14 protein-coding genes are annotated in these 17166 nt (G+C 64.4%); 4 read left to right on the top strand and 10 right to left on the bottom strand.

Annotated elements, in window-relative coordinates; genetic code table 11:
• Positions 1-266: 266 nt before the first annotated feature.
• On the top strand, positions 267-944 hold the full coding sequence (locus ACWGS9_RS14970) for an MIP family channel protein (protein WP_027164332.1): 678 nt from the start codon (positions 267-269) through the stop codon (positions 942-944).
• 69 nt (positions 945-1013) lie between these two features.
• Here ACWGS9_RS14970 and katG read toward each other — a convergent pair whose 3' ends face one another.
• Positions 1014-3224, bottom strand: a complete 2211-nt coding sequence (gene katG / locus ACWGS9_RS14975) for a catalase/peroxidase HPI (protein ID WP_454505984.1) — start codon at positions 3222-3224, stop codon at positions 1014-1016.
• Positions 3225-3390: 166 nt separating this feature from the next.
• Between katG and ACWGS9_RS14980 the strand changes: the two genes are divergently transcribed.
• Positions 3391-4299: a hydrogen peroxide-inducible genes activator gene (locus tag ACWGS9_RS14980; RefSeq protein WP_454505985.1), complete on the top strand. Its 909-nt coding sequence runs from the start codon at positions 3391-3393 to the stop codon at positions 4297-4299.
• A gap of 174 nt (positions 4300-4473) precedes the next feature.
• On the opposite strand, the gene ACWGS9_RS14985 is transcribed toward ACWGS9_RS14980, so the two are convergent.
• The 6 genes from ACWGS9_RS14985 to ACWGS9_RS15010 all read right to left on the bottom strand — a co-directional run bounded on the left by ACWGS9_RS14985 (position 4474) and on the right by ACWGS9_RS15010 (position 11381).
• Positions 4474-5097: a poly-gamma-glutamate hydrolase family protein gene (locus tag ACWGS9_RS14985; RefSeq protein ID WP_454505986.1), complete on the bottom strand. Its 624-nt coding sequence runs from the start codon at positions 5095-5097 to the stop codon at positions 4474-4476.
• An 82-nt stretch (positions 5098-5179) separates the two neighbouring features.
• Complete coding sequence (locus ACWGS9_RS14990) at positions 5180-6946, bottom strand: AMP-binding protein (RefSeq protein ID WP_454505987.1); 1767 nt, start codon at positions 6944-6946, stop codon at positions 5180-5182.
• A 74-nt stretch (positions 6947-7020) separates the two neighbouring features.
• On the bottom strand, positions 7021-7722 hold the full coding sequence (gene hisG / locus ACWGS9_RS14995) for an ATP phosphoribosyltransferase (protein WP_454505988.1): 702 nt from the start codon (positions 7720-7722) through the stop codon (positions 7021-7023).
• Positions 7719-8837, bottom strand: coding sequence for an ATP phosphoribosyltransferase regulatory subunit (locus ACWGS9_RS15000; RefSeq protein ID WP_454505989.1), 1119 nt, complete (start codon positions 8835-8837; stop codon positions 7719-7721). The genes hisG and ACWGS9_RS15000 overlap by 4 nt, the downstream gene beginning before the upstream one ends.
• Positions 8838-9015: 178 nt before the next feature.
• On the bottom strand, positions 9016-10512 hold the full coding sequence (gene hisS, locus ACWGS9_RS15005; RefSeq protein ID WP_454505990.1) for a histidine--tRNA ligase: 1497 nt from the start codon (positions 10510-10512) through the stop codon (positions 9016-9018).
• 230 nt (positions 10513-10742) lie between these two features.
• Positions 10743-11381 carry a DNA-3-methyladenine glycosylase I gene (locus tag ACWGS9_RS15010; protein WP_454505991.1) on the bottom strand — a complete coding sequence of 213 codons (639 nt, stop codon included), beginning with the start codon at positions 11379-11381 and terminating at the stop codon, positions 10743-10745.
• Between the two features lie 217 nt (positions 11382-11598).
• On the opposite strand from ACWGS9_RS15010, the gene ACWGS9_RS15015 reads away from it, so the two are divergent.
• Positions 11599-12339: a L,D-transpeptidase gene (locus ACWGS9_RS15015; RefSeq protein WP_454505992.1), complete on the top strand. Its 741-nt coding sequence runs from the start codon at positions 11599-11601 to the stop codon at positions 12337-12339.
• A gap of 372 nt (positions 12340-12711) precedes the next feature.
• Positions 12712-13632: a bifunctional 5,10-methylenetetrahydrofolate dehydrogenase/5,10-methenyltetrahydrofolate cyclohydrolase gene (locus ACWGS9_RS15020; protein WP_454505993.1), complete on the top strand. Its 921-nt coding sequence runs from the start codon at positions 12712-12714 to the stop codon at positions 13630-13632.
• Positions 13633-13944: 312 nt separating this feature from the next.
• Here ACWGS9_RS15020 and glcF read toward each other — a convergent pair whose 3' ends face one another.
• The 3 genes from glcF to glcE are packed head-to-tail and all read right to left on the bottom strand — an operon-like array spanning position 13945 to position 16913.
• Positions 13945-15273 (bottom strand): glycolate oxidase subunit GlcF, encoded by a 1329-nt coding sequence (gene glcF / locus ACWGS9_RS15025; protein ID WP_454505994.1) that lies wholly within the window; start codon positions 15271-15273, stop codon positions 13945-13947.
• 9 nt (positions 15274-15282) lie between these two features.
• Positions 15283-15660, bottom strand: a complete 378-nt coding sequence (locus tag ACWGS9_RS15030; protein WP_454505995.1) for a DUF4870 family protein — start codon at positions 15658-15660, stop codon at positions 15283-15285.
• A complete protein-coding gene (gene glcE, locus ACWGS9_RS15035; protein WP_454505996.1) occupies positions 15657-16913 on the bottom strand; it encodes a glycolate oxidase subunit GlcE in 1257 nt (418 codons plus the stop codon). The genes ACWGS9_RS15030 and glcE overlap by 4 nt, the downstream gene beginning before the upstream one ends.
• Between the last annotated feature and the right edge of the window lie 253 nt (positions 16914-17166).

Consider the following 17166-nt stretch of genomic DNA (forward strand, 5'->3'; position numbering starts at 1 on the left):
GAAAGGGTTCTGTTCGACTTGCCTGTGAAACCACGTTTTCAAAACCAGGCGATTTCGCCGAACGGTTTTTCAAAGCAGGCGACGCTGTCGAAAAACAAGACAATCGACCAGAATATGAAAGTTCTCTAATGCTTTTGACTGGCGAGCACAAGCAAGCCGGCTGGCTTAACCTCTCAGCTTTCCAAGTGTTGCCGGCGGGAATACTCTTCCGGCAGTGATTCGCGGCGCGAGAAACGCGGTTTGACGGATCCTGTGAGGAGAGGGCAATGAAGACTTATCTGGCAGAAGTTCTGGGCACGTTTTTGTTGGTGTTCATCGGCACGGCCTCCGTAGTCACGGGCGGTTTCGGCGGCGCGCTGCCGCTCGGACAGGAAGGCATCGGGCTGGCGTTCGGCATCGGCCTGATCGCCGCGGCCTATGCGATCGGCCCGATCTCGGGCGCGCATCTCAATCCGGCGGTGACGCTCGGCGTGTTCCTGGCAGGGCGGATGCCGGCCAAGGATGTCGTCCCTTACTGGATCGCGCAAATCATCGGCGCCATCATCGCTTCGCTGGCGCTGTGGATCATCGTTTCCGGACAGGCCGGCGGCCACACCGGCGGCTTCGGCGCCAATGGCTGGGACGAGGCGAAATGGGGCATGAGCTCGGCCTTCCTGTGGGAGCTGATCGGCACCTTCACCTTCGTCACCGTGATCCTCGGCGTCACCAACGCCAAGCACACCACCGCCTTTGCCGGCCTGGTCATCGGCCTGACGCTGGCGGGCATTCACTTCGCCATGATCCCGGTGACCGGCACCTCGGTCAATCCGGCGCGCTCGATCGGTCCGGCGCTGTTTTCGGGTGGTGCCGCGCTCAGCCAGCTCTGGCTGTTCATCGTCGCGCCGCTGATCGGCGGGGCGATTGCCGGCGTCGTCGCCAAGGCCGGCATTTTCGAGAAAGACTGATCCGTCTTGAAGGAATGAACTAAAAAGGCGCGGGCCTGGCCCGCGCCTTTTTATTTGGGAGGTACGACCTTATTTCGCGATGTCGAAGCGGTCGGCGTTCATCACCTTCGTCCATGCCTTGACGAAGTCCTTGACGAACTTGGCCTTGGCGTCGCCCGAGCCGTACACTTCGGCGAGCGCGCGCAACTGCGCGTGCGAGCCGAAGATCAGGTCGGCACGGGTGCCGGTCCATTTGACCTCTCTGCTCTTGCGGTCACGCGCCTCGTACACCTCGTCCGAGCCCGGCTGGGAGCCGGCCGCCGCATCCCAGACGGTCGCCATCGAGAGCAGGTTGACGAAGAAGTCGTTGGTCAGCGTGCCCGGCCTGTCGGTGAGGACGCCGTGCTTCGAACCGCCGGTGTTGGCGCCGAGCACGCGCAGGCCGCCGACCAGCACCGTCATTTCCGGCGCAGTCAGCGTCAGGAGTTGGGCGCGGTCGACCAGCATCGCTTCGACCGACATCGGCTGCTTGCCTCTGCTGTAGTTGCGGAAGCCATCGACGGTCGGCTCGAGGGCAGCAAAGGAGTGGGCGTCCGTCTGTTGCTCGGAAGCATCCATGCGGCCCGGCGTGAACGGCACCTTGACCTCCTGGCCGCCGTCCTTCGCCGCCTTCTCGACCGCGGCGACGCCGCCGAGAACGATCAGGTCGGCCAGCGACACCTTCTTGCCGCCGGTCTGCGCCGCGTTGAACTCCTTCTGGATCGCTTCCAGCTTGCTGAGCACCTTGGAAAGCTGGGCCGGCTGGTTGACCTCCCAGTCCCTCTGCGGCTCAAGGCGGATGCGGCCGCCATTGGCGCCGCCGCGCTTGTCGGAGCCGCGGAAGGTCGAGGCCGAAGCCCAGGCGGTCGAGACCAGCTCCGACACCGACAGGCCGGAGGCCAGGATCCTGGCCTTGAGCGAGACGATGTCGGCCTCGCTCACCAGCTCATGGTCGATCGCCGGGATCGGATCCTGCCAGATCAGCTCTTCTTTCGGGACGAGCGGGCCAAGATAGCGCACGGCCGGACCCATGTCGCGGTGGGTGAGCTTGAACCAGGCGCGGGCGAAGGCGTCGGCGAATTGCTCCGGATGCTGGTGGAAGCGGCGCGAGATCTTTTCGTAAGCCGGATCGAAACGCAGCGCGAGGTCGGTGGTGAGCATGGCCGGTGCCTGGCGCTTCGAAGCGTTGTGCGCGTCCGGAACGGTGCCGGCGCCGGCGCCGCCCTTCGGCGTCCACTGATGGGCGCCCGCCGGGCTCTTCGTCAGTTCCCACTCATAGTTGAAGAGGTTGTCGAAGAAGTTGTTGCTCCATTTGGTCGGCGTCGTCGTCCAGGTCACTTCGAGGCCTGAGGTGATGGCGTCGCCGGCGATGCCGGAGGCATATTTGCTCGACCAGCCGAGGCCCTGCGCCTCGATGCCGGCGCCTTCCGGCTCGGCGCCGACCAGCGAGGCATCACCGGCCCCATGGGTCTTGCCGAAGGTGTGGCCGCCGGCGATCAGCGCCACGGTCTCCTCGTCGTTCATCGCCATGCGGGCGAAAGTTTCGCGGATGTCGCGCGCCGCGGCGATCGGGTCCGGCTTGCCGTTCGGGCCTTCCGGATTGACGTAGATCAGCCCCATCTGGACGGCGCCGAGATGGCCGCTCAGCTCGCGGTCACCCGAATAGCGCTCGTCGGCAAGCCATTTGCTTTCCGAACCCCAGTTCACATCCTGCTCCGGCTCCCACACATCGGCGCGGCCGCCGGCGAAGCCGAAGGTCTTGAAGCCCATCGATTCCAGCGCGACGTTGCCGGTGAGGATCAACAGGTCGGCCCAGGAAATCTTGCGGCCGTATTTCTGCTTGACCGGCCACAGCAACCGGCGCGCCTTGTCGAGGTTGGCATTGTCCGGCCAGCTGTTCAGCGGCGCGAAACGCTGCTGACCGGCGCCGGCGCCGCCGCGCCCGTCGCCGATGCGATAGGTACCGGCGCTGTGCCAGGCCATGCGGATGAAGAGCGGCCCGTAATGGCCGAAGTCGGCCGGCCACCAGTCCTGCGAATCCGTCATGACCTTGTGCAGGTCCTTGACCACCGCATCGAGGTCGAGACTCGCGAACTCCTCGGCATAGTCGAAATCCTCGCCCATCGGGTCCGAGAGGTTCGACTGCTGGTGGAGAACGGCAAGGTCGAGCTGGTTCGGCCACCAGTCACGGTTGGTCCGGCCGGCGGATCCATGCGCGACAGGGCATTTGCCAGCGCTGTTGTCGTCGGTTTTCGCGTCCATCTTAGTCTCCGATTCTGCCGAGGTTTTTGCCGAGGTTGAATTTTGCCGAGGTTCCCGAGTTTCGGGAGGCGGCCATTGGCTGCGCCAACCTGGAATGATTCCAGACTAGGCCGACCGGCCGATAAAGACAAATTGCCTTTGCTGTTTGTTTTGATAACCTTTGCTTATGATTGGCCTCACCGTCCGGCAGATGCAATATTTCGACGCGCTGGCGCAGACGCTGCATTTCGGCCGCGCCGCGAAGCTCGCCGGCGTCAGCCAGCCGGCCCTTTCCGCGCAGATCGCCGAGATGGAAGAGCGGCTGAACTGCCTGTTGTTCGAGCGCGGCGGCAGGACGGTGGGCATGACCGACGAGGCGCTTGCCCTGCAGCCGCGTATCGAGCGCATTCTGGCCGATATCCGTGACGTCGAGACGACTGCCCGGCGCGGCCGTCCGACCATGGAGGGACGCTTCCGGCTGGGCATCATCCCGACGGTCGCGCCCTATCTGCTGCCGCATGTGCTGCCGGAGCTGAAGAAGCAATATCCCGCCCTGCAGCTCGAACTGCGCGAGGCGGTGACCGCATCGCTGGTCGAGGACGCGACCTCCGGCCGGCTCGACGCCTTCATCGCGGCCTTGCCGCTCGATCAGCCGGCGATCGTCACTGACGAACTTTTCCCCGACCGCTTCTTCCTCGCGGTGCCCGCCGGCGATGCGGCCTTCGCTTCGCCGCCGGTGCCGCCGGAGAGCCCGGCGCTGGAGCGGCTGATGCTTCTGGAGGAAGGCCACTGCCTGCGCGAGCAGGCTTTGGCCGTCTGCGGCAATGTGCGGCCTGTGGCGATGGCAAGCTATGGCGCGACCAGCCTGACGACACTCTTGCAGATGGTGGCGCATGGTCTCGGCGTCACGCTGGTGCCGGAAATGGCGGCACGCGCCGCCGGCGTCATGCCGGACCTGAGGATCGTGCCGTTCCAGGAACCGATGCCGCAGCGCCTGATCTGCATGGCCTGGCGCCGCAACAAGGTAAGGCAGGACGAGTGTGTGGAACTGGCCCGGATCATACGGGCGTTGGATCGGGCGGTGCTGGGGGCGTGAGGCGGTGGTGAAGAGCCGGCCGGCAACGTTTGCTGGCCTGGATAAGACCGCCTGCTGAATGGCGACGCTGCTCCAGAGCAGTTCAGCGTTCGATAGAAACGCTGGCCTGCTCCAGCTCTTTAGTTTCTACGCGATTCCGGAGGGAAACCGCTACGCACTTTTCCTGGAATTGCTCTAAGACAAGGTCCAGGATTGAACACCATTTCGGGCATCGGATATCTCGATTGCCTTGCGGACCGCCCCACAGAATTTTTCGAGAAGTTCCGGCTCGTTCCCCAGTCGCTGGCGCAGCGAGAAAGGTACTTCCAGCTGTGCTCCCTTCCCCGTCAGTCCCCGGTTGACGATGTTCGAATCCTGGATACCCGGAAACGGATGGTTGTCTTTTTTCGTCTGGAAGCCGGCTTCCTGCAGACGCCAGGCTATCTCTGAAACCAAGGGGGCGTCCTTGCCGCCCAGGTAGACCGTCGAGGGATCGTCCCGGTCCTGACGACCGTGGACAGCAACGACCGTGGACTTCGTCCGCAACAGTTCGAGCGCGGATTCCTCGTCAAAGTTCCTGGACGTTATGTGCAGCTCTCGATTGCTTTCCGGCATAAGCCCTTCAAAGCAATACATATCGAGATCGCGCCCTGCTATCGTCTCGGTGATCAAGGAGGTGCGGGGTTCGATTTTGCCGCCATGCGGGGCCATGACGATCGCATTGCCGGTTCGCGCGCCGCGCCGGACGACTATGCGATAATCTATGTTTTCGGCTTTGGCGGTTCTCAGCGCCGCGAAATTCGGAAACTCGTTATCCATAACCTGTCCAAATACGCATAGTGGAGCGTTTGCGCCCTCTGGGGCGTTTCCAAACGATGAATATCTCCCGGTCCGTCCCCCGTCACGCCGTCTTCTGCGCCACCAACCCCAATTCCTCGACCATCGCATCGCGCATCAGGAATTTCTGCGGCTTGCCGGTCACCGTCATCGGCAGTTCGGTGCGGAAGCGGATGTAGCGCGGCACCTTGTAGTGCGCGATCTGGCCGGCGCAGAAGGCCTTGATCTCCTGCTCGGTGGTGATTTGACCCGGCTTCAAGACGATCCAGGCGCAGAGCTCCTCGCCATATTTGTCGTCGGGAATGCCGAAGACCTGCACTTCCTTGATTTTCGGATGGCGATAGAGGAATTCCTCGACCTCGCGCGGATAGACGTTCTCGCCGCCGCGGATGACCATGTCCTTTACCCGGCCGACGATGTTGCAATAGCCCTCGGCATCGATGGTGGCGAGGTCGCCGGTGTGCATCCAGCCGTCGGCGTCGATCGCTTCGCGGGTCTTTTCGGCATCGTCCCAATAGCCCTTCATCACCGAATAGCCGCGCGTGCAGAGTTCGCCAGGCTCGCCGACCGCGACGGTGGCGCCATCGGCGCCGATCGCCTTGACCTCGACATGCGGATGGATGCGGCCGACGGTCGAGACGCGCTTTTCCAGCGGATCGTCGACGCTGCTCTGGAAGGAGACTGGGCTGGTCTCGGTCATGCCGTAGGCGATGGTCACTTGGCCCATATGCATCAGTGACACCACCTTCTTCATCACCTCGATCGGGCAAGGCGAGCCCGCCATGATGCCGGTGCGCAGGCTGGAAAGATCGAAGCCGGCGAAATCGGCATGGTCGAGCATGGCGACAAACATGGTCGGCACGCCATAGAGACCGGTGCAGCGCTCCTGCGCCACCGCTTTCAACGTCGCGCCGGCATCGAAACCTTCGCCCGGGAAAACCATGGTGGCACCCTTGGTGACGCAGCCCATCGTGCCCATCGACATGCCGAAACAGTGGTAGAGCGGCACCGGGATGCAGAGACGGTCGTCGACGGTGAGCCTGATCGCCGAAGTGACGAAATTACCGTTGTTGACGATGTTGGAGTGCGTCAGCGTCGCCCCCTTCGGCGCGCCGGTCGTGCCTGAGGTGAACTGGATATTGATGGCATCGCCCGGCTTCAGGCTTTCGGAGATGCGGTCGAGGCTGTCATGTTCGTCGCGGCCGGCCATGGCGAGCACATCGCCGAAATTGAACATGCCGGGCGAATTGTCGTCGCCCATACGGATGACGATCCCCAGCGCCGGCAGCTTCTTTGCCTTGAGCTTGCCGGGCTCGGCGGTGCCAAGTTCGGGCGCCAGCGTCTCGATCATGCCGAGATAATCGGAGGTCTTGAAGCTGACAGCGGTGACCAGCGCTCGGCAAGCGACCTTGTTCAAGGCATATTCCAGCTCGGTCAGCCGATAGGCCGGGTTGATATTGACCAGGATGAGGCCGATGCGCGCGGTGGCGAACTGCGTCACCAGCCATTCCCAGCGGTTCGGCGACCAGATGCCGACGCGGTCGCCCTTCTCCAGGCCGAGCGCCAGGAAGCCGGCGGCCAGCGCGTCGACCGTGTCCGACAGCTCGCTCCAGCTGAAGCGCTTGTCCTGGCCGACGAAGACAGCGGCGTCGAGCGTGGCGTATTTGCTGACCGTGTCGGAAAACAGCTCCGGAATGGTCTTGTCGAGCAGGGGCACCGAACGATCCCCCGAGACATGCGCCTTGCCGCCCAGCGGGGCAACGAAGGTGCCACTGGCGCCACGCGCGCGCAGATTGGTGGCGTTCATGAGCTCGTCGAGTTTGATCGCCATCGCCGTCTCCTCCCGGGATGAGCCAGCCTATCAGCCGATGGCGGCGGTGGAAATCCGCCAAAGGTCCCCCTCCCTCAACGGGGAAGGAGGGCGCTCATCTTGGCGGCGATCCCCTGCAACAGCGCCTCGTCCCCCGCATCACGCTGCTTCTTCGAAGCGACGAGACAGGCCTGCGACTTCAGGATTGTTCCGTCGCCCAGCACTTTGAGGTGGTTGGCGCGCAGCGTCGAGCCGGTGGTGGTGATATCGACGATGACGTCCGCCAGCCCCGCCGCCGGGGCGCCTTCGGTGGCGCCGAGGCTTTCGACGATGCGGTAGACCTGGATGCCGTGCTTGAGCGAGAAAAACTGCTGTGTCAGCCGCCAGTATTTGGTGGCGATCCGCAGGCGCCGGCCGTGGCGCTGGCGGAAATCGGCGGCGACATCGTCGAGGTCGGCCATGGTCTCGACATCGAGCCAGATGTCGGGCACCGCGACAACGACATCGGCATGTCCGAAGCCGAGTCGGGCGACGATCTCGGCGCGGGCTTCCCAGTCGGCGAGGTTTTCGCGCAGCAGGTCCTCGCCGGTGATGCCGAGATCGACCGCGCCCTGGCCGATCTCGCCGGCGATCTCGGACGCGGAAAGGAATGCCACCTCGACATTGTCGAGCCCGTCGATGCGGGCGCGGTATTTGCGGTCGTCCTCAGGCAGGGTGACGGCCAGGCCGGCCTTGGCCAGCACTTCGAGGGACTGCTCCTTGAGACGGCCTTTCGACGGGACTGCCAGCGTGATCATCGCGCGCTCTCCCGCAAGGCTTCGATACGGTCGAGCCAGACCGAGAAGCCGACACCCGGGATCGGTTTCTTCGCGCCAAGCAGCGTCAGCAACCGATCGTAGCGACCGCCGCCGACCAGCGGGCGATCGCCCCCCTGGACCGCTACCTCGAAGACGAGGCCGGTATAATAATCCAGCGGACGGCCGAAGGCGGCGTCGTAGCGGATTTGCGCCGAGGACAGGCCATGCGCCTCTATCGCCTTGGCGCGGGCGGCGAAATTCTCCAGCGCCGGTCCCAGCGACAGGCCGGCATCGGCGGCGAATTTTTCGAGCGCCGCGGTCGCGCCGCTGAGCGCGACGTCGATCTCGAGAAAGCCCTTCAGCGCCGAGAAGGCCTCGTCGGACAGCCGCACGCTGCGCAGTTGCGCTTTCTCGATCAGCCGCCGCGCTATGTCGGCCGGCGCGCGGCCGGACGATGCCGATAGCCCGGCCTCCTCCATGCCGGCAGAGATATGCGCGGCAAGGCCTTCCGCATCGCCGTCGAGCACCAGCAGGGCAACCGGACCTGAGAGCTGGCTGTTGCGCGGCGGGTTGGCGAGATCGGCAAGGGCGGCCTCCAGCATCGGCGCCGAGCCGAAGGCGCGCGCAAGGCGCATGCGCCAGCCACGCGGCAGGCCAAGGGCCGCCAGCACCGCCTCGAACAGGGTCTGGTCGCCGAGCGTGATGGCGAGCTTCTGTCCAGGCAAGACCAGCGAAAGCAGCGCATGCGCGTCGACCAGCGAACGGGCATCGGCGGCGGCCGTGTCGCGGTCGCCGAGATCCTCGATGCCGGCCTGGAAGAATTCGTTGTCGCCCTCACGCCGCTGGCGGAACACTTCGCCGAGATAAGAATAGCGGCGCGGCGTGCCGGCCTGGCTGGCGATGTGGTCGAGGCAGACCGGAATGGTGAATTCGGGTCTGAGGCACAGCGTCTTGCCGGTCTCGCTCTCGGTCAGGAAGATGCGCCGGCGCAAGTCTTCGCCCGCCATGTCGAGGAATGGATCGGCCGGCTGCAGCACGGCAACTTCGACGGCGTGCGTGTCGCGGGTGGCGAAGAGTTTTGCAATGTCGGCGGCGATGGCGGGGCGGGAGGTCATAGAGCGCCGCCTCCCCTTCTCCCCTTGCGGGAGAAGGTGGCCGAGCGAAGCTCGGTCGGATGAGGGGTGTTGGAAGAAATGAGGCGTTGGTGTTCCCTGGAACACCCCTCATCCGTCTCGGCGCTACGCGCCGATCCACCTTCTCCCACAAGGGGAGAAGGCAAGGACGCAGCGCTCGTCACTTTGACCGCTCCTCGGCCTGCGCCGCCAGGATCTTCTTCACTTCGGCAACCAGCTCGCCTTCCGCCACCGTCACCTGGGCAGGCCTTGCGGCGCGCCATTCGGCGTTGTCGGTGATCTCGGCCGACAGGCGCGCGCCTTCGATGAGGTCCTTGATCTGCAGCTCACCCTTGGCGCGCTCGTCACCGCCCTGGATGATGGCGACCGGGCTGCCGCGGCGGTCGGCATACTTGAGCTGCGCTTTCATGCCGGCGCCGCCGAGATATAGTTCAGAGCGGATGCCGGCGGCGCGCAGGTCGGCGACCATCTTCTGGTAGCGGCCGAGGCTTTCGGTGTCCTTGTCCATGACGAGCACCACGACCGGCGCAATGACATCCGAGATGTCGAGCTTGCCGAGGTTCTTCAGCGCTGTCATCAGCCGGGAGACGCCGATGGAGAAGCCGGTCGCCGGCACCGGCTCGCCACGAAAGCGCGAGACCAGCCCGTCATAGCGCCCGCCGCCGCCGACCGAGCCGAAACGTACGATCTGGCCTTCGTCGTTGGGGATTTCCGCCAGAAGCTCGGCCTCGAAGACGGGACCGGTGTAGTATTCGAGGCCGCGGACGACGGAACGATCCATTGCGATGCGGCTTTCGCCATATCCTGCCGCCCTGACAAGAGCTTCAATCGTTGCAAGTTCGCCGACGCCTTCCTGATACACAGCGTTGGCACTGACGCTGGCATCCTGGCCGGCCTGTGCGCTCCTTGCCGTTGCGAGAAGAACCGCTTCGGCCTGTGCGTCATTCAACCCGGCGCCCTTGGCGAAATCGCCTTCGCCTTCCTTGCCGCCGTCCCATCGTCCTGGGCCAAGCAGAAGCTTCACGCCTTCCGGGCCCAGCTTGTCCAACTTGTCGATCGCCCTCAGCACCGTCAGCCGGCGGCCGGCATTTTGCTCACCGCCGAGGCCAATCGCCTCCAGCACGCCGTCCAGCACTTTGCGGTTGTTGACGCGGATGACATAGTCGCCGCGCTTGATGCCGAGCGCCTCCATGACGTCCGCCATCATCATCGCCATTTCGGCGTCGGCGGCGACACCGGGCGTGCCTATCGTATCGGCGTCGAACTGCATGAACTGGCGGAAGCGGCCCGGGCCGGGCTTTTCGTTGCGGAACACCCAGCCGGAGCGGTAGCTGCGATAGGGTTTCGGCAAGCGATCGTAGTTCTCGGCGACGAAGCGGGCCGTCGGCGCGGTCAGGTCGTAGCGCAGCGACAGCCACTGCTCGTCATCGTCCTGGAAGGAAAAGACGCCTTCGTTCGGCCGGTCCTGGTCGGGCAGGAATTTGCCCAGAGCATCGGTGTATTCGATCATCGGCTGGTCGACCGGCTCGAAGCCGTAGAGCTCATAGACCGAGCGGATGGTCGCCATCATCTTTTCGACGGCGCGGATGTCCTCGGCGCTGCGGTCGGCAAAACCGCGCGGCAGCCGCGCTTTCGTCTTTTCCGATTTGTCGGCCATGGATGATCTTCTCTGGTAGTGGGCGCGCGTTTCCTAAACGATGCGGCTTGGAGCGGCAAGGGTGGGGCCTCTCCTTCTCTCCGTGTGGGAGAAGGTGGATCGGCGCGCAGCGCCGAGACGGTTGAGGGGTGTTCCAGGGAACGGCAGCGTCCCACTCCGCTGGATCACCCCTCATCCGCCCGAGCTTCGCTCGGCCACCTTCTCCCACAAGGGGAGAAGGAAAAGAGCGCTCATTTCGGCCGCTTCAGCTTCTTCCTCTCGGCTTCCACCTCGGCGCGGCAGTAGCAGCCTTCGAGATGATCGTTGACCAGGCCCATCGCCTGCATGAAGGCATAAACGGTGGTGGGGCCGACAAAGCTCCAGCCGCGCTTCTTCAATTCCTTCGATATTCTGACCGACACGGCCGTCGTCGGATTGGCGCGCAGATGCGCCAGGTCGACGACTGACGGCCGCTCGTCCGCACCCGGCTCGAATTTCCAGAACCAGGCGGCCAGGGAGCCGAATTCGTCGACCATCTCACGGGCGCGCCTGGCGTTGTTGATGGTCGAGACGATCTTGCCGCGATGGCGGATGATGCCGGCATTGCCGAGCAGGCGCTCGACGTCCTCGTCGGTGAAGGCCGCCACCTTGTCGAAGTCGAAACCGGCAAAGGCATCGCGAAAATTCTCGCGCTTGCGCAGGATGGTCAGCCACGACAGGCCTGACTGGAAGCCTTCCAGGCAGATCTTCTCGAAAAGCCTGCGATCATCCGTTACCGGCCGGCCCCATTCATGATCGTGGTAGCGGAGATAATCCGGCAGGTTGCCGTGCCAAAAGCAGCGCGCCTTGCCGTCGGTGCCATCGAGAATGCCGGCATTTTCAGTTGCCATCGTGAGCAGATCCATTCGTTAATGCGCGTCAGCGCCAAGTTTACCGTGGCTTTACCAGATTCCTGAACCGGCCGGTAACCACACCAAAAGGTTTACTGACAGTTCCGCATTTTACGCATTCCGATTCATGTTTTGCTTGCCGCTCCGCGCCAAGGATCGCGAAACCGAGGGCCGCCCTTTCCGCCCCGGATGAGGTCGACGATCAAGGTGCGTTCCGATGAAGACAGCGTTTTGTTCCCTGCTAGGTGCTGCGGCCATTTTTGCCGCCGGCGCCAAGACCACGCTCGCCAATGACCGCTATGCCGACATGCCGCCGGTGATGGTGAGCCCTGACCTTTCGGCGCCCTGGGTGCTGCAGCTTGGCCATGCGCCGGGCATCGTGCGCCCGACCCGGCAAGCAACGCAGCAGCCACTGCGCCGGCTGTTCCAGGCGCAGCCCGACCAGCAGCGCACGGCGGCCGTGCAGCAGCCGGCCAAACGCATGGTGATGCGCCCGCAGATTGACCCGATCTATTTGCCGCAGGAAGTCGCTTATGACGGTCCGCAGAAGCCGGGCACCATCGTCATCGACACCCACCAGAATTTCCTCTTCCTGATCGAGAAGAACGGCAAGGCGCGTCGCTACGGCGTCGGCACCGGCAAGCCGGGCTTCGAATGGTCGGGCACGCACAAGATCACCAACAAGCGCGAGTGGCCGGATTGGCGCCCGCCGGCGCAGATGATCAAGCGCGAGGCGGCCAAGGGCCGTTATCTGCCGACCTATCTGGCCGGCGGCATCGAGAACCCGCTCGGCGCGCGCGCGCTTTATCTCGGCGCCACAGAATACCGCATCCACGGCACCAACCAGCCCTGGACGATCGGCGGCTCGGTGTCTTCCGGCTGCATCCGCATGCGCAACGAAGATGTCGTCGACCTCTACGAGCGCGTGAATGTCGGAACCACGGTCGAGGTGATATAGTCGCGCAGCGAATCAGCCGGTCAGACGGCGTAGCATTTTTTAATCTCATGCTGTTGCCGCCAAGTCATAGTGCAATCCCGCGGGATGTGCTTAAACCGGTGAAGAGTTTACGGGGGACGGGCCGTGTGGGGATACGGTCGGTCACGAGAAGGCAGCGCAGGGAAACCGCGCTGCCTTTTTCGTTTTTGAGTTTTTTGTTTGATGCATGGCGCGGCAAGTCGTCCCGAAAGCAGGGCGTTTCGCTTCCGGGGCTGATTTCCCGGCGCGCCTCTGCTATTGCAGTGCACAAATCTCAGTTGTTAGGCAATTCCAGACGCAAAGCCGCCAGCGCGCTTTTCCGCGAATTGCTCCAGAAGGCAAAAGGTGCCAGCCATGACCCGGACCGACGACAGCCGCTACCTGAAAGGTGGCCCGGTCGCCCAGCGCATCATCGCTTCGGTGCGCGAAGACGCAGCGATTGCCACCGCGGAAGGCTTTCCGCCGAAACTGGTCTCGATCACCGTCGGCGATACCGATGCGGTCGATGTCTATGTGCGCAACCAGCGCGCCAAGGCCGCACTCGCCGGCATCGGCTTCGAGGAGCGGCGCTTTGGCGCCGACATCACCGCCGGTGAATTGGAAGCCGCGATCCATGGCCTCAACGCCGATCCGCGCGTCACCGGCATCATCATCCAGCGGCCGGTGCCGGCGCATATCCCGATCAAGACGCTGCAGGCGGCGGTGCATCCGCTGAAGGACGTCGAAGGCATGCACCCGGCCTCGATCGGCAACATCGTCTACAACCAGCTCGATCTGGCGCCCTGCACGGCGGCCGCCTCGGTCGAGCTGCTGAAGGAGACCGGCCTCGAGCTCAAGGGGCTCGAAGTGGTCGTCGTCGGCCATTCCGAGATCGTCGGCAAGCCGATCGCCTTCCTGTTGATGAGCGAGGGCGCGACGGTGACGGTGTGCCACCACATGACGCGCTCGCTGGCGGCGCATGCGCGGCGCGCCGACGCGCTGTTCGTCGCCGTCGGCAAGCCGCGGCTGATCAAGGCCGACATGGTGAAGCCGGGTGCCGCCGTCATCGACATCGGCATCAATTCGGAGATCGGCCCCGACGGCGAAAGCCGCATCGTCGGCGACGTCGACACCGACAGCGTCAAGGAAGTGGCGTCCTGGATCACGCCGGTGCCGGGCGGCGTTGGCCCGCTCACGGTGGCGATCCTGCTGCGCAACACGATGGTGGCGCTCAGCCGCCAGCGCGCGCTCTACCGCGCGACCTACGGCGTGGCGGATCAGATCGCGGCGGAATAAAGACCAGCACGGCAAGGCTATTGCTTCAACCAGTTTTTTGCTGAGGCGCCAACTGTCGAAGCCGGCGCCGCCCCTCATCGCCCTGCCGGGCACTTCTCCCCCGTATAGTGACTGGGAGAAGGGGCTGACCGCAACGACGGCGCCTGTCCTGCTACGTTGATGATTAGCGAAAGCGGCGATGAGAGCGTCCTCTCCCCGTCACTATACGGGGAGAGGACGCCGGCAGGCAGGTGAGGGGCAGCGCCAGCACTCGGAAGAGTGTTTGGCGAACTCGAAACCTGGAGCAACTACCTTGGTCACTACGCCTGAGCGTCACCCTGTCGCCATCAGCTTGGCGTCGGAAACGCCCTCCGGCTTCGGGCCGCCATAGGCCCAGTCGAGCAGCTTGATCGTATGCACCACCGGCAGCTTCGCGGCGGATGCGATCTGCGTGATGCAACCGATGTTGCCGGTCGCTACGATCTCGGCCCCGGTGGCCTCGATGTTCTTCACCTTGCGGTCGCGCAGCCTGGCTGAAATCTCCGGCTGCAGGATGTTGTAGGTGCCGGCGGAGCCGCAGCACAGATGACCCTCGCGCGGCTCGCGCACGACGAAGCCCGCCTTGGCCAGAAGCTCCTTCGGCTGGCGGGTAATTTTCTGGCCATACTGCATCGAGCAGGCCGAATGGTAGGCGACGATCGTGCCCGGCTTGCGCACCGGCTCGGGCAGGTCGAGGCTTGCCAGATATTCGGTGATGTCCTTGGCAAGAGCCGACACCCGCGCGGCCTTTTCGGCATAGGCGGGATCGAGGCGCAGCATGAAGCCATAGTCCTTGATCGTCGTGCCGCAGCCCGACGCGGTGATGACGATGGCGTCGAGCCCGCCCTTCTCGATGGCGCGCGTCCAGGCGTCGATATTCTCACTGGCCGAGGCAAGCGCCGCCTCTTCCCGCCCCATATGATGGACGAGCGCGCCGCAGCAGCCCTCGCCTTCCGGAACGACGACCTCGACACCCAGCCTTGTCAGCAGGGAGATGGTCGTTTCGTTGATCGCCGGATCAAGCACAGACTGCGCGCAGCCGGTGAGGATGGCGACACGGCCGCGTTTTTTGGTCCCCTGCCCGGCATGCGTGCCGGGCGAAGCCATCGGCGATGCCGGCGGGATCGACGAGGGCGCGAGCTTCAGCATGGCCGCGACCGGCTTCAACGCCGGCAGTTTCTCGAACAGGCCGATGCACGCCCGGCCAAGCCCGGCCAGTTTCAGCGCGGCGCGGAAACGGCTTGGGTAAGGCAGCACGAAAGCCAGCATGGCGCGCGTCAGGCGGTCGAGCAGCGGCCGCTTGTAGCTCTGCTCGATATGGGCGCGGGCATGATCGACTAGGTGCATGTAGTTCACGCCAGAGGGGCATGTCGTCATGCAGGCAAGGCAGGACAGGCAGCGATCGATATGGGTGACGATCTCCTTGTCCGCTGGCCGGCCGTTCTCCAGCATGTCCTTGATGAGGTAGATGCGGCCGCGCGGTGAATCCAACTCGTTGCCTAAAGTGACATAGGTCGGGCAGGTGGCGGTGCAGAAGCCGCAATGCACGCATTTGCGCAGGATCTTTTCCGATTCCGCGACATGCGGGTCGGCGAGCTGGGCAAGGGAGAAATTGGTCTGCACGCAAAATCCTTACTGTCCCAGAAACCAGCTTTGCGGGTTCTTGACCGGCTCGCCGCGCTGCAGCGCCTGCAGCCCGAGAATGCAGCGGACGATGAACCAGACGGCCACCGCAAACATCAGCAGGAAACCGATCACGAGCATCATCAGGACCACGCATATCAGCGCGTAGAGAAGGCCGATCCAGAACGTCCTGACCAGGAATGTATAGTGGCTTTCGACGAAGCCGCCCGCCTTGCCGCGATTGATGTAGGCAAGCACGATGCCGACAATGCCGGTGACGCCGATGACGAGACTGGCAAGGTAGAGAATGTAGATGACCAAGGCGTTGGTCTGGCCCGGCTCCAGCCAGCGATCGGTCTGGCGCGGTCCTGGATCGGTGTTGCTCATGATATTGCTCCCTCCGTTGATCGGGGGAGAGTAGCAGAGCCGGCACCCGGAGCCATGCGGCCAGGGTTGAGAATGTGCTTGGGGTCGAACTCGGCCTTGAGCCGCGCCGACAGCGCCGCCAGATGCGGCGGCTGCGGTTCGAACACCGGCAGCGCCGCGCGATGCGAGGGCGAGGCGCGCACCAGCGTCGCGTGGCCGCCGCCATGCTTTCGTATCAATCCGCGCAGCAGCGCGGCCTCGGGGTCGTCCTCGCGCATCGAGAGCCATACCAGCCCACCCTGCCAGTCATAGAAGGCGTCGACCGCCGCCTGCATGCGCAGCGCCATCACCATGTGATGCGCCTGCGACGGCGCCATCGAGACGCGCCAGACCGGCCGCACGCCGCCATCGGCGAAGGGGATGCAATCGCGAATGCCGCGCCATATGGCCTTCGAAGCCTCGCCCGCGATCTCTTCCAGCGGACCGGCCTTGCCGAGCAGTTGCTTGAGCGCCTCGACGCGATAGGCGACCGATGGACCAAAGCCCTCGACGCGCAGCAGCGTCGCGGCATCGCTGCCCAGGCGGCCGGCCGCGACGCGCGCGGCGATCCGCTCCGGCAGATGCGCGGCGCTTGAGATTTCGGCGCTGGAACCCAGCGCCAGCGCCATGGCGGCGACAGCGGTATCGTCGAGCAGGCCGCGAATGGCCAAGGTCACCTCGGTTTCGGCCGCGGGGAGGACCTTGAAGGTGATATCGGTCAGAACGGCCAGCGTGCCCCAGCTGTTGGCCATCAGTTTGGAGAGGTCGTAGCCGGTGACGTTCTTGACCACGCGGCCGCCGGACTTGAAGGCCTCGCCACGGCCGGAGACGGCGGCGACGCCAAGGATATGGTCGCGCGCCGCACCTGCCTTCAGCCGGCGCGGACCGGACAGGTTCGAGGCCAGCACACCGCCGATGGTGCCCTTGCCCGGTTCGCCGCCCAAGAGCGGGCCGTAATCCATCGGCTCGAAGGCGAATTGCTGGCCGTTTTGGGCAAGCAGCTTCTCGATTTCGACGAGCGGCGTGCCCGCTCTTGCCGACAGCACCAGCTCGGCCGGCTCGTAGAGGGTGACGCCGGCGAGCTTGGATAGGTCGAGCGTGTGCTCGGTCTGTAGCGGACGGCCTATGCCGCGCTTGGAGCCATGGCCGAGGATTTCCAGCGGTGTTTCCTCCGCCGCCGCCCATTGGACGATGGAGAGGACTTCGGTGGCGGTTGAGGGGGTGAAGGTGGTCATAAGTGCGCGCCCTTCCTCGCCCCCGCAAAGCGGGGGAGAGGTGGCTCGGGCGAAGCCCGAGACGGGCCGAGTTCCTTCGCGCCCCCCTCTGTCCTGCCGGACATCTCCCCCACAAGGGGGGAGATTAGCAGCATCAGCGCCCCGCCTTCCTGCCAACGTTGAAGATTGGCGAAAGCCTGCGCGATATCCAATCTCCCCCCTTGCGGGGGAGATGTCCGGCAGGACAGAGGGGGGTGTTCAAGCGCCAACGTAG

The sequence above is a fragment of the Mesorhizobium sp. Arg314 genome, from assembly GCF_053714275.1.